This is a genomic window from Citrobacter sp. S-77, from assembly GCF_963864895.1.
Classification (GTDB): Bacteria; Pseudomonadota; Gammaproteobacteria; order Enterobacterales; family Enterobacteriaceae; genus Citrobacter; species Citrobacter murliniae.
Genome location: NZ_CAWLWU010000002.1, coordinates 4953460 through 4966205 on the forward strand (window position 1 = coordinate 4953460; position 12746 = coordinate 4966205).

A 12746-nucleotide genomic window follows, 5' to 3' on the forward strand; every position below is an offset into this window, starting at 1 on the left:
ATGCGTTGTGAAAAGTGCCGGATTCGGCGTAAACGCCTCATCCGGATTACGTTCATTGCTTTAGCCACCGTAAAATAAATGCCGCTATCTGTGGTATATCGTTTATATCTAACAATGGAACATCCACCATGAGTGGAACATCGCTTGCAACCGCGACAACATGTTCATCAATCGTTAATTCTTCCTTGTTGCGACCACAACCTTCACGAAAAAGCATGATCTTCGCGACAGCTTCATGCTTAAAACCCTCGACAAGCACCATATCTAACGTTGAAGCATCCATTCTGCTCACCAGATATGTTAAGTCCAACTTGGGCTCTTCTGGCGTTTCCGTCATCAATGCCCAGCGCTGCTGGCTGGCGACCAGTGTTTGAGCTGCTCCAGCTTTACGCAGTTCATAGCTATCTTTGCCGGGTTTATCGACGTCCATATCGTGGTGTGTATGCTTGATCAATCCAGGGCGAATACCTCTGGCGCACAGTTCCGGTATCAGCTTTTTGAGCAGTGTGGTTTTTCCTGTACCACTCCATGCCGCAATGCCGAGTAATGGGATCATGATTTTGTCTGCCATCTCGCGAGTTCTTCTGGTGTATTCACATTTACGAATGCGTCTCTGTGATCGCTGAAATCGACGGCATGCCCGCCAGCCAGACGCATAAAGACCATTACGCGTCGTTCACCAGACTGAAGGTAGTCCTGTAACAACGGCACTATTTTTCTATTCATCAGCGCAATTGTCGGGTGATCCCGTTCTCCATCGTGCACCCATACGACTGGCGCAGAGCTACGTTGCTCTTTTAAACGTGCGGCCAGGCTGTGGGGAATATATGGCATATCGCAAGGACAGAATAGAAACCAGTCACCAGCTTCCTGCTGAAAAACTGACAGCATTCCGGCCAGCGGGCCAGGAAAATCGGCCAATAAATCGGGGATAACTTTCAAGCCGCTTTGTTGATAAACATCCTGATGGCGATTGGCGTTAACCACGACGGTCTTAACCTGCAAGGCGAGGGTATCCGCCACGTGTCTCCATAACGGCTTACCGTGAAGTTCAAGAAGGCCTTTATCTGTTCCACCCATTCGTCTGGCCTTACCGCCAGCCAGAACAACCCCTGTTATTGCACTATCCAGAATCACTGATATCGCCTCTTTTAATGTGGGATTGACCCTGCTAACGTATTCGTATTAAGACTAAGGAGCACAACCATGAAATGTAAACGTCTGAATGAAGTTATTGAACTCCTCCAGCCGGCCTGGCAGAAAGAACCCGATCTTAACCTGATGCAATTTTTGCAGAAACTGGCAAAAGAGTCAGGTTTTGACGGAGAACTGGCGGATTTAACTGATGATATTCTGATCTACCACCTGAAAATGCGCGACTCTGCGAAAGACGCAGTGATTCCAGGTATTCAAAAAGATTATGAAGAAGATTTTAAAACTGCACTCCTGCGAGCACGTGGCGTAATTAAAGAGTAAAACCTTGTAATCGCCGCCACCGAAAGCGCTGCGAAATGATATCCTGAATCATTCGTAGTATTTTCCGGATGATGGGATGAACGACAACGCTTTTACTTTCCAGACGCTACACCCGGATACCATCATGGATGCACTGTTTGAGCAGGGGATCCGGGTGGATTCCGGGCTGACCCCGCTTAACAGCTATGAAAATCGTGTCTATCAATTCCAGGATGAAGACCGTCGACGTTTTGTCGTAAAGTTTTACCGTCCTGAACGCTGGTCTGTTGATCAAATACTGGAAGAACACCAGTTTGCCCTTGAACTGGTGCGCGATGATGTACCCGTTGCGGCGCCAATTGTGTTTGATGGCCAGACGTTATTGGGTCATCAGGGATTTCACTATGCGATATTCCCCAGTGTGGGTGGCCGCCAGTTTGAAGCCGACAACATCGATCAGATGGAGGCGGTGGGCCGCTATCTGGGACGCCTGCATCAAACTGGACGTAAACGTTCTTTTGCCTTTCGACCGACAATTGGTCTTGAAGAGTATCTGACTGAGCCGCGTAAACTTTTCGAGCATGCGCGGATCATTCCTGCAGGGCAAAAGGCAGCTTTCCTTAAGGCAACGGATGCGCTCATCACGGTGGTTACCGAGCGCTGGCATACCCGTTTTGAAACGCTACGATTGCACGGTGACTGCCATGCCGGGAACATTCTGTGGCGTGATGGCCCGATGTTCGTCGATTTAGATGATGCTCGTAATGGTCCGGCAATGCAGGATCTATGGATGCTCCTTAATGGCGATAAAGCAGAACAACGTATGCAGCTTGAAACCATTATTGAGGCTTATGAAGAGTTTAGTGAGTTTGACATCGCTGAAATCGGACTCATTGAACCTTTACGCGCCATGCGTTTAGTTTATTATCTTGCCTGGCTGATTCGACGTTGGGCTGACCCTGCGTTCCCTAAAAACTTTCCATGGTTAACCGGGGAAGATTACTGGCAACGTCAGACCGCGACCTTTATTGAGCAGGCTAAAATTCTGCAAGACCCCCCCTTACAATTAACGCCAATGTATTAATCGGAGAGACCTGAACATGAAAAAAATATGGCTGGCGCTGGCTGGTATGATCTTAGCTTTTAGCGCATCGGCAGCGCAGTTCCAGGATGGCAAGCAGTACATCACACTGGAAAAGCCTATTGTGGGTGAGCCTCAGGTGTTGGAGTTTTTCTCCTTCTACTGCCCGCATTGCTACCAGTTTGAAGAAGTGCTTCACGTCTCTGATAACGTGAAGAAAAAACTGCCGGAAGGCACCAAAATGACCAAATATCACGTTGAGTTTTTGGGGCCTCTTGGCAAAGACCTGACTCAGGCGTGGGCTGTTGCTTTGGCACTGGGCGTTGAAGATAAAGTTACTGTACCGTTGTTTGAAGGGGTACAGAAAACGCAGACCGTCCAGTCTGTTGCTGATATTCGTAAAGTGTTTGTCGATGCGGGTATTAAAGGTGAAGACTATGATGCTGCATGGAATAGCTTCGTGGTGAAATCACTCGTCGCACAGCAGGAAAAAGCGGCGGCTGATCTGCAACTGCAGGGCGTCCCGGCGATGTTTGTTAATGGTAAGTATCAGGTAAATCCGCAGGGTATGGATACCAGCAGCATGGATATCTTTGTACAGCAGTATGCTGATACCGTGAAATATCTGGTTGGTCAGAAGTAAAAGAAAAAGCCGGTCACTGACCGGCTTTTTTATGTGAGGCTTTAATCGCATCAAGTTGCATGTCTTTCTCACTCCACAGCGTATTCAGCCACAGCTGGAACCGACGTTTAAATCCTTTATCGTTAACGTAATCACCGTGCAGTTCTTCTTTAATTGTCTCCAGATTCACTCTCACGACAATGCGTGTCAGCTTGCCACTCAGCATATCGTAGAAAGGACGATGACTGTTTTCTGGATAACACAGCGTAATGTTGAGCAATTTATCGAACTGAGACCCTAGTACATTTAGCGCCATCGCAATGCCCGCGGCCTTGGGGGGCAATAGATTTTGATATGGCGAGCGGGTTTGCAGGTGTTTCTCTTTCGTGAAGCGCGAACCTTCAACAAAATTCACAATGGTTGTCGGATGGAGGCGAAACTTCTCACAAGAGCGACGCGTTGTTGCCACATCTTTACCGCGTCGTTCCGGATGACGGAGCAAATAGCCGCGCGAATAGCGTTTCATAAACGGCATATCCAGCGCCCAGCATGCCAGTCCAATAAAGGGGACCCAGGCGAGTTGCTGCTTAAGGAAATATTTATTCATGGGGATGTGTTTACGGAACAAAACGCAAAGCACAACGATATCAGCCCAGCTGTAGTGATTGCAGATGAGCAGATACCAGTTTTTCTTGCTAAGACCTTCCAGTCCTTCAACGTCCCACTTCAGTCGCGGATTAAGGTGTAACAGTAACGCCAGACCTTCACACCAGCAGTACATCATGAAATTACAGAAGACGGATACCTTGCGCCAGACGATGGGAAAGGGCAAAAGGAGTTTTACAACCCCGGCAAGGATGATCGGCACAGAACAAAAAATCGTGACCAATATGGTCAATACGATACTCAGCAACAGCGTTATCGCAGCGAGTATTCTCGTCATAATTAAATTATTCAAAAGGTTAGCCATAGATAGTGCGCGAAAGAGGCGCAAGGGGCTGATTTTATCAGAAAACGAACCAAATGACGGGTCTTCGCTGAATAGAAAAAAAGGTAATATCTATCCACATCCAGATATAAGTCTAAAATAAGCTATAAAATTCTGCTGCTCAATATAACGCGATGAAAAATATATAAAATTATTATGCTTTATAAATTATCTTGCTGTATTTAAAGGGCTGAAAATTATTTACTCACAAAGTTATCCACAGCTCACTTTGCGAACAGTCCAGAAGATCTGCAAAAGTTTTTCCACAAATGCGGTGAAAAACTCATGTTTTCATCCTGTCTGTGGCATCCTTTACCCATAATCTGATAAACAGGCACGGACATTATGGTTCAGATCCCAGAAAACCCACTTATCCTCGTAGATGGCTCATCTTACCTGTATCGCGCATACCATGCGTTTCCGCCGCTGACCAACAGCTCGGGAGAGCCTACGGGCGCTATGTACGGTGTCCTCAACATGCTGCGTAGCTTGATTCTGCAATACCAGCCGACGCATGCTGCAGTGGTCTTCGACGCTAAGGGTAAAACCTTCCGTGATGAGTTATTCGAGCATTACAAATCACATCGTCCGCCAATGCCGGACGATCTGCGTGCGCAGATAGAACCTTTACATGCGATGGTCAAAGCGATGGGGCTGCCGTTACTGGCGGTTTCCGGTGTGGAAGCGGACGATGTCATCGGTACGCTGGCGCGAGAAGCAGAGAAAATAGGGCGCCCGGTGCTGATCAGTACCGGTGATAAAGACATGGCTCAACTGGTGACACCAAATATCACGCTTATCAATACTATGACCAATACTATCCTCGGTCCGGATGAGGTAGTGAATAAGTATGGCGTGCCACCTGAGCTGATCATCGATTTCCTGGCGCTGATGGGCGACTCCTCCGATAACATTCCAGGTGTTCCGGGAGTGGGTGAAAAAACAGCTCAGGCATTGCTTCAGGGACTGGGAGGGCTGGATACCCTCTATGCTGAATCAGACAAAATCGCGGGGCTAACCTTCCGTGGTGCAAAAACCATGGCTGGCAAACTCGAGCAGAATAAAGAAGTGGCATACCTTTCTTATAAGTTGGCCACGATTAAAACGGATGTTGAACTTGAATTAACCTGTGAGCAGTTGGAAGTGCGCCAGCCTGCAGCTGACGAACTGCTTGGCCTGTTTAAGCAATATGAGTTCAAACGCTGGGTTGCTGACGTTGAAGCCGGCAAATGGCTGCAGGCGAAAGGAACAAAGCCAGCGGCAAAACCACAGGAAACAATAGCTATCGATGAAACGCCTGAGGAGCCGGCAACAGTTCTCTCATTCGATAACTATGTCACTATTCTGGACGAAGCGACGCTGGAAGAGTGGATTACGAAGCTAAAAAAAGCACCGGTCTTTGCCTTTGATACTGAAACTGACAGCCTGGATAACATCTCTGCGAACCTGGTTGGTCTCTCTTTTGCCATTGAGCCAGGCATAGCTGCATATGTTCCTGTTGCCCATGATTACCTGGATGCTCCCGATCAGATCTCTCGCGACCGTGCGTTGACGCTGCTGAAGCCGCTGCTGGAAGATGAAAAGGCGCATAAGGTTGGGCAAAATCTGAAGTACGATCGTGGCATACTGGCAAACTACGGAATTGAGCTGCGCGGCATCGTCTTTGATACCATGCTCGAATCCTACATTCTCAACAGTGTTGCCGGACGACACGACATGGACAGCCTGTCCGATCGTTGGCTGAAACATAAAACGATCACTTTTGAAGAGATCGCCGGGAAGGGTAAAAACCAACTGACCTTTAACCAGATTGCACTGGAAGAAGCCGGACGTTATGCCGCGGAAGATGCTGATGTTACGTTACAGCTGCACTTGAAAATGTGGCCAGAACTGCAAAAGCATCAAGGGCCGCTAAATGTGTTCGAGAAGATCGATATGCCGCTGGTACCAGTACTGTCCCGCGTAGAACGCAATGGTGTGAAAATTGATCCGGCGGTACTGCACAAACATTCAGAAGAGCTAACACTGCGTTTGACGGAGCTGGAGAAAAAAGCGCATGAGATAGCTGGAGAGGCATTTAACCTCTCTTCTACCAAGCAACTGCAAACCATTCTGTTTGAAAAGCAGGGTATCAAACCGCTGAAGAAAACACCGGGTGGTGCGCCGTCAACGTCGGAAGAAGTGCTGGAAGAGTTAGCGCTGGATTACCCATTGCCGAAGGTGATTCTGGAATATCGTGGGTTGGCAAAATTGAAGTCTACCTATACGGATAAACTTCCTTTGATGATCAATCCTAAAACCGGACGCGTACATACCTCGTACCATCAGGCAGTCACGGCTACTGGTCGCTTATCTTCTACCGACCCTAACCTGCAAAATATTCCGGTTCGTAATGAGGAAGGTCGTCGTATTCGCCAGGCGTTTATTGCACCAGAAGACTACGTTATTGTCTCTGCGGACTACTCGCAGATTGAACTGCGTATTATGGCGCATCTCTCGCGTGACAAAGGCCTGCTCACTGCGTTTGCTGAAGGGAAGGACATTCACCGCGCAACGGCTGCTGAAGTCTTTGGCTTGCCGCTCGATTCTGTGACCAACGAGCAGCGTCGCAGTGCGAAAGCTATCAACTTTGGTCTGATCTATGGGATGAGCGCTTTTGGTCTTGCGCGCCAGTTGAATATTCCGCGTAAAGAAGCGCAGAAATACATGGATCTCTACTTCGAACGTTACCCTGGCGTAATGGAATACATGGAACGCACGCGCGCACAGGCAAAAGAGCAAGGGTATGTTGAAACCCTGGAAGGGCGTCGCCTCTATCTGCCGGATATTAAATCCAGTAATGGTGCTCGCCGCGCCGGTGCTGAACGCGCAGCGATTAATGCCCCGATGCAGGGTACTGCTGCAGATATTATCAAGCGAGCCATGATAGATGTGGACGGATGGCTACAAGCCGAGCAGCCGCGCGTACGCATGATCATGCAGGTACACGATGAACTGGTATTTGAAGTGCATAAAGATGACCTGGAAAGCGTATCGAAAAAGATCCATCAACTGATGGAAAATGGGACGCGGATTGATGTGCCGTTACTGGTGGAAGTGGGTAGTGGTGAAAACTGGGATCAAGCGCACTAAGGGTTCAATGAATAACGCGCTCTTTTCGTAACTAAGCAACATAAGATAGAGTTTTTTGTGATATTCATTAGAATTCCCTATGTCGGGATTGAAAAAAAATTACAAAAAGTACTTTCTGAGCTGCTCAAAAAAGAGTAAAGTTATTCGCGTAGGGTACAGAGGTAAGATGTTCTATCTTTCAGACCTTTTACTTCACGTAATCGGATTTGGCTGAATATTTTAGCCGCCCCAGTCAGTAATGACTGGGGCGTTTTTTATTGTGCTCGTCATACTTCAAGCTGTATATGCGTTGGCTTTCTTGCTCACTCCAGTCCCTCACCGGAGGCGCCTTCAGCTGTTCAAAGTCGTTTCCGACGAATTTTTCCTGGTATCGCCGCCTTTACGCAACTCGAATTATTTAAAGCAATAATAAAGATCTGTAGGCCGGATAAGGCGTGTAACGTCACTATCCGGCATATCAGTGGATTATTCCCCGTCCTGCATCTCTTCAATCGGCGCCAGTTCGCTAAACCAGACATCCAGCTTCTGACGCAGTTTGTCCACGCCCAGCTTCTTCAGCGATGAGAATGCTTCGACCTGTACATCGCCATTAAATGCCAGCACCGCTTCACGTACCATATTCAATTGGGCTTTCCGTGCACCGCTGGCCAGTTTGTCCGCTTTGGTCAGTAATACCAGAACCTGAACGTTGCTCTCTACTGCCCACAGAATCATCTGCTGATCGAGATCTTTTAGTGGATGGCGAATGTCCATCAGGACAACCAAACCTTGCAGGCTCTGACGTTTTTCCAGGTATTCAGCAAGCGCGCGTTGCCATTTGCGCTTCATCTCTTCCGGAACTTCTGCATAACCGTATCCCGGCAAGTCAACCAGACGCTTGCCGTCAACAACTTCAAAAAGGTTGATGAGCTGTGTACGGCCAGGTGTTTTAGAGGTACGCGCCAGACCCTTTTGATTTGTCAGGGTATTTAGCGCGCTGGATTTGCCTGCGTTGGAACGGCCAGCAAAAGCCACTTCGATTCCCGTATCGGAAGGTAAATGGCGAATATCAGGCGCACTCATCACAAAGTGCGTCTGTTGATAATTCAAATTAGTCAAAGCGGTCGTCTCCATCAATCAAGGCTTTGCAGCGATTATACCTGAACACCAGCAAAAGGCTGGCTTTTCGACAAGTGTGTTGTGTAAGTAAAAACCGCGCGCTTTGTGAGACATTGCCGATCGAATCTATGCGATATGACAGAGCAAATAATGATATAACTCAAATAAATCAGATAATTAACCATTATTTATACTCTGAAAAGCTGAAATTACTACCCAGGTTACTTGTACGGTTAAGCCAAAAGGGTAAAGTAGCGTCCATAGCGAGGAAGCTTACAGGATATACGACTCAGGATGAGGGTCAGGAGCGCCAGGAGGCGAAGACACAGGATTGTCAGGAAGACAAACGTCCGGAGACGTTAGTAAAAGGAAATGGAAACAACACGGAATGTTTCAGGCTAAGGGAAAAACAGGGTGTGTTGATAGCCAACATGGATTGTAAAGCCTGTTAAGGGTGAGAGTCAGGAAAAAAGGCGACAGATTACTCTGTCGCCTTTTTTCTTTATTTCTGCTAGATTCCGGCGCAATTATATACTGAATAAAAACAGCCAAAGACGAATCATGATGAAACCAACTTCTACACCACGCGGTAAAGGTCCTGCAAAAGCGCGCCGTAAAACACGCGAAGAGATTAACCAGGAAGCCCGTGACCGTAAACGCCAGAAAAAACACCGTGGTCATGCGGCAGGTAGCCGTGCGACCGGTAGTGACGGCGTATCAGGTGGCGGAAACCAAAGTAAGCACAAAGATCCTCGTATTGGCAGTAAAACCCCCATTGCATTGGGTGTGACCGAAAAGGTCACCAAACAGCACAAACCGAAGAGTGAGAAACCTATGCTTTCACCACAGGCTGAGTTGGATTTACTGGAAACGGATGAGCGCCTGGATGCGCTGCTGGAACGTCTTGAAGCGGGAGAAACCCTGAGTGATGAAGATCAGGCATGGGTTGATGCCAAACTGGATCGCATTGATGAGCTGATGCAAAAGCTGGGCCTCTCCTATGACGACGAAGAGGAAGATGAAGAGGATGAAAAGCAGGAAGATATGATGCGCCTGCTGAAGGGTGGTAACTAACGGTTTTGTACCGTGGGCCTTCCTGTCCTGCTTATAACCCTTCCGGTTATATGTTATCTGGTGTGGTTATTCGTTAAACTACAGCGATTGTCGCGGCGCCAAAAGTGGCTGCGCAGCCGGCTTATCACCCACAATGGGACTAAGCCGGTACGCCGTACTCGCCAGAAACGCCATCGGAAGGAGTGAGCATGTCTGAACAGCTAATAGACTGGGATCTGGCCCTGATCCAGAAATATAACTATTCCGGGCCACGATATACCTCGTACCCGACCGCGCTGGAGTTTTCTGAAGACTACGGTGCAGAGGCGTTTTCGCAGGCCGTTGCGCGCTACCCTGAACGTCCACTCTCTTTATACGTCCATATCCCGTTTTGCCACAAACTGTGCTACTTCTGTGGCTGCAACAAAATTGTGACTCGTCAGCAGCATAAAGCCGATCAATATCTGGATGTGCTGGAACAAGAAATTATTCATCGTGCACCGTTGTTTGCCGGACGACATGTTAGCCAGCTGCACTGGGGCGGTGGCACCCCCACTTATTTGAATAAAGCACAGATCAGTCGTTTGATGACGTTGTTACGTGACAACTTCCACTTTAACGCTGATGCCGAAATCTCGATCGAAGTGGATCCACGTGAAATCGAGCTGGATGTCCTTGATCATTTACGTGCAGAAGGGTTTAACCGCCTGAGCATGGGGGTGCAGGACTTCAACAAAGAAGTTCAGCGTCTGGTGAACCGCGAACAGGACGAGGAGTTCATTTTTGCGCTGCTTAATCATGCGCGTGATATTGGCTTTACCTCGACGAATATCGACCTTATTTACGGGCTGCCAAAACAGACGCCGGAGAGCTTTGCTTTCACTCTGAAGCGTGTGGCAGAGCTGAATCCCGACCGCCTGAGCGTCTTTAACTATGCGCACCTGCCGACGCTTTTTGCCGCCCAGCGCAAGATCAAAGATGTTGATCTGCCCAGCGCGCAACAGAAGCTGGATATTCTGCAGGAAACCATCTCCTCACTGACCGAAACTGGCTATCAGTTCATTGGGATGGATCACTTTGCCCGCCCGGATGATGAGCTGGCAGTTGCGCAGCGTGAAGGCGTTCTGCATCGTAATTTCCAGGGCTACACCACCCAGGGTGATACTGACCTGCTGGGGATGGGTGTTTCTGCCATCAGTATGATTGGCGACTGTTACGCACAGAACCAGAAAGAGCTGAAGCTTTACTATCAGCAGGTAGATGAGCGCGGTGATGCTTTGTGGCGTGGGATCGCGTTAACCCGTGATGACTGCATTCGCCGTGACGTTATTAAGGCGCTTATCTGTAACTTCCGCCTCGATTACGCCGCCGTGGAGCAGCAATGGGGGCTGAACTTTATTGAATATTTTGCCGAAGACCTGAAACTGCTGGCACCGCTGGCGGAAGATGGGCTGGTGGACGTCAATGAGAAGGGGATTCAGGTTACGCCGAAAGGCCGCCTGCTGATCCGTAATATCTGCATGTGCTTTGATGCTTATTTGCGTCAGAAAGCACGGATACAGCAGTTCTCGCGGGTGATTTAGTGATGTTGCCCGGTGGCGCTACCGCTTACCGGGCCTACAAGTCGTGACAACCTGTAAGCTGGATAAGCGTTAGCGCCACCCGGCACGCATTCAGCTAAACAGTCCAACCAGCGCCGCACACAGCACTGCGGCAACCGCAGTTTGTGGCGTATGGCTTTCTACTGAACCGCTCGACAGAAGATTAATGATTGATTCCAGCATGATGACTTCTCCCCGTTTGCCGGGCACGATCATACTTAACTCATCGGAACAGTAAAGTACAAAATAGCAGCAATTTGCGCTCAATTATCAATCTTTACACAGTGACAAATTGTCACTCCATTCCGAGCTCTTTTAATTTACGCGTCAAGGTGTTACGCCCCCATCCTAACAAGCGTGCCGCTTCCTGTTTGTGCCCTTGGGTATGGCGTAGCGCAGTGGTTAACAGCGTACGTTCCATTTCAGGTTGCGCCTCAGACAGTAAGTTTTGATGACCGGAACGTAATGCCCTGTCAGCCCACTGTGCCAGTAAGGTTGCCCAGCTGTCCGGTTGCAAGTGCGAAGGGGCATCTGGAACTGTGGCCTCAAACAGTTCAGCCGGTAAGTCCTGAATTAGCACTTCCTGCCCGGCGGCCATTACGGTTAACCAGCGGCAGGTGTTCTCAAGCTGGCGCACGTTCCCCGGCCAGGCAAGACGTGTGAGCGCTGCTTCGGTTTCGGGGTGTAATTGCTTGGCTTCGACGCCCAGTTCGCGGGCGGCGTCCTGTAGAAAATGACGAGCCAGGCGGGGGATATCTTCCCGACGTTCACGCAGCGGCGGCAAATGGACGCGAATAACGTTCAGACGATGGAATAAGTCCTCACGGAACTTGCCTTCCTGCACACGCAGTTCGAGATTCTGATGTGTCGCCGCGATGATACGTACATCCACCTTCACTGGCGCATAGCCGCCAACGCGGTAAAATTGTCCGTCGGCTAATACACGCAATAACCGCGTTTGTACATCCAGCGGCATATCACCAATTTCGTCGAGGAAAAGTGTGCCACCGTCGGCCTGTTCGAAGCGCCCCTGACGAATGGTATTCGCACCGGTAAACGCCCCTTTTTCATGGCCAAACAGCTCCGATTCGATCAAATCCTTCGGGATAGCCGCCATATTAAGTGCGATAAAAGGCGCTTTGACGCGAGGACTGTGACGGTGCAGGGCGTGGGCGACCAGCTCTTTACCTGTCCCGGATTCACCGTTGATTAATACGCTTATTGAAGAACGGGAAAGCCGCCCAATAATGCGAAATACATCCTGCATCGCGGGGGCTTCACCGATGATATCGGTCGTCGGGCCGTTGATCTGAATATTCCGCGGTTGCTGCTGTTCCTGATAATGGCTGATAGCGCGCTCGACCAGTGCAACAGCCTCGTCGATATCAAAAGGCTTAGGCAGATAATCGAAAGCCCCTTGCTGATAGGCGCTGACGGCGGCATCCAGATCGGAATGTGCCGTCATTATGATGACCGGAAGCATTGGATGGCGCTGTTTGATCTGTTTTAACAGCGTCAGGCCGTCCATACCCGGCATTCGGATATCCGATAACAGCACGTCCGGCGTTTTGCTGGCCAGCGCATCCAGCACTTCTTTACCACTTTCAAATGTCGTGCAGCTAAGTCCTGCCCCTGCGAGCGCACGTTCAAGCACCCAACGGATGGAACTATCGTCATCAACTACCCAGACTATTCCTCGTTGCATAAACGTCACCT

At 49.2% G+C, this 12746-nt stretch carries 15 protein-coding genes; 9 read left to right on the forward strand and 6 right to left on the reverse strand.

Going from position 1 to position 12746, the window contains the following annotated elements; translation table 11 throughout:
- Window positions 1–52: 52 nt before the first annotated feature.
- Window positions 53–556 carry a molybdopterin-guanine dinucleotide biosynthesis protein MobB gene (mobB, locus tag AACS05_RS24130; RefSeq protein WP_045449857.1) on the reverse strand — a complete coding sequence of 168 codons (504 nt, stop codon included), beginning with the start codon at window positions 554–556 and terminating at the stop codon, window positions 53–55.
- Window positions 553–1137: a molybdenum cofactor guanylyltransferase MobA gene (mobA, locus tag AACS05_RS24135; RefSeq protein WP_045449178.1), complete on the reverse strand. Its 585-nt coding sequence runs from the start codon at window positions 1135–1137 to the stop codon at window positions 553–555. The genes mobB and mobA overlap by 4 nt, the downstream gene beginning before the upstream one ends.
- Before the next feature lie 69 nt (window positions 1138–1206).
- On the opposite strand from mobA, the gene AACS05_RS24140 reads away from it, so the two are divergent.
- The 3 genes from AACS05_RS24140 to dsbA all read left to right on the forward strand — a co-directional run bounded on the left by AACS05_RS24140 (window position 1207) and on the right by dsbA (window position 3179).
- A complete protein-coding gene (locus AACS05_RS24140; RefSeq protein WP_042325406.1) occupies window positions 1207–1476 on the forward strand; it encodes a YihD family protein in 270 nt (89 codons plus the stop codon).
- Between the two features lie 76 nt (window positions 1477–1552).
- Window positions 1553–2539, forward strand: coding sequence for a serine/threonine protein kinase (locus tag AACS05_RS24145; protein ID WP_045449181.1), 987 nt, complete (start codon window positions 1553–1555; stop codon window positions 2537–2539).
- A 16-nt stretch (window positions 2540–2555) separates the two neighbouring features.
- Window positions 2556–3179, forward strand: coding sequence for a thiol:disulfide interchange protein DsbA (dsbA, locus tag AACS05_RS24150; RefSeq protein ID WP_045449183.1), 624 nt, complete (start codon window positions 2556–2558; stop codon window positions 3177–3179).
- 13 nt (window positions 3180–3192) lie between these two features.
- Here the strand turns inward: dsbA and AACS05_RS24155 are convergent, their stop codons facing one another.
- Window positions 3193–4056 carry an acyltransferase gene (locus AACS05_RS24155; protein WP_223307033.1) on the reverse strand — a complete coding sequence of 288 codons (864 nt, stop codon included), beginning with the start codon at window positions 4054–4056 and terminating at the stop codon, window positions 3193–3195.
- Here AACS05_RS24155 and AACS05_RS24160 point away from each other — a divergent pair.
- The 3 genes from AACS05_RS24160 (at window position 3941) to AACS05_RS25045 (ending at window position 7492) form a co-directional block, all read left to right on the forward strand.
- Window positions 3941–4249, forward strand: coding sequence for a hypothetical protein (locus AACS05_RS24160; protein ID WP_223307034.1), 309 nt, complete (start codon window positions 3941–3943; stop codon window positions 4247–4249). The genes AACS05_RS24155 and AACS05_RS24160 overlap by 116 nt on opposite strands.
- A gap of 242 nt (window positions 4250–4491) precedes the next feature.
- Window positions 4492–7278 carry a DNA polymerase I gene (gene polA, locus AACS05_RS24165; RefSeq protein ID WP_045449188.1) on the forward strand — a complete coding sequence of 929 codons (2787 nt, stop codon included), beginning with the start codon at window positions 4492–4494 and terminating at the stop codon, window positions 7276–7278.
- A 166-nt stretch (window positions 7279–7444) separates the two neighbouring features.
- On the forward strand, window positions 7445–7492 hold the full coding sequence (locus AACS05_RS25045) for a spot 42 RNA, inhibition of DNA synthesis (RefSeq protein WP_071892919.1): 48 nt from the start codon (window positions 7445–7447) through the stop codon (window positions 7490–7492).
- Between the two features lie 251 nt (window positions 7493–7743).
- Here AACS05_RS25045 and yihA read toward each other — a convergent pair whose 3' ends face one another.
- Window positions 7744–8376 (reverse strand): ribosome biogenesis GTP-binding protein YihA/YsxC, encoded by a 633-nt coding sequence (gene yihA, locus AACS05_RS24170; protein WP_045449859.1) that lies wholly within the window; start codon window positions 8374–8376, stop codon window positions 7744–7746.
- Window positions 8377–8579: 203 nt separating this feature from the next.
- Between yihA and AACS05_RS24175 the strand changes: the two genes are divergently transcribed.
- The 3 genes from AACS05_RS24175 to hemN all read left to right on the forward strand — a co-directional run bounded on the left by AACS05_RS24175 (window position 8580) and on the right by hemN (window position 11012).
- Window positions 8580–8828, forward strand: a complete 249-nt coding sequence (locus AACS05_RS24175) for a hypothetical protein (RefSeq protein WP_045449860.1) — start codon at window positions 8580–8582, stop codon at window positions 8826–8828.
- Window positions 8829–8940: 112 nt separating this feature from the next.
- Window positions 8941–9450: a Der GTPase-activating protein YihI gene (gene yihI / locus AACS05_RS24180; protein WP_255351285.1), complete on the forward strand. Its 510-nt coding sequence runs from the start codon at window positions 8941–8943 to the stop codon at window positions 9448–9450.
- Between the two features lie 188 nt (window positions 9451–9638).
- Window positions 9639–11012 carry an oxygen-independent coproporphyrinogen III oxidase gene (gene hemN / locus AACS05_RS24185; protein WP_045449192.1) on the forward strand — a complete coding sequence of 458 codons (1374 nt, stop codon included), beginning with the start codon at window positions 9639–9641 and terminating at the stop codon, window positions 11010–11012.
- Between the two features lie 90 nt (window positions 11013–11102).
- Here hemN and AACS05_RS24190 read toward each other — a convergent pair whose 3' ends face one another.
- The gene (locus tag AACS05_RS24190; protein ID WP_096758886.1) at window positions 11103–11213 is read right to left on the reverse strand and encodes a YshB family small membrane protein; all 111 of its coding nucleotides are present in this window, start codon (window positions 11211–11213) and stop codon (window positions 11103–11105) included.
- Window positions 11214–11325: 112 nt separating this feature from the next.
- A complete protein-coding gene (gene glnG / locus AACS05_RS24195) occupies window positions 11326–12735 on the reverse strand; it encodes a nitrogen regulation protein NR(I) (protein ID WP_045449862.1) in 1410 nt (469 codons plus the stop codon).
- Between the last annotated feature and the right edge of the window lie 11 nt (window positions 12736–12746).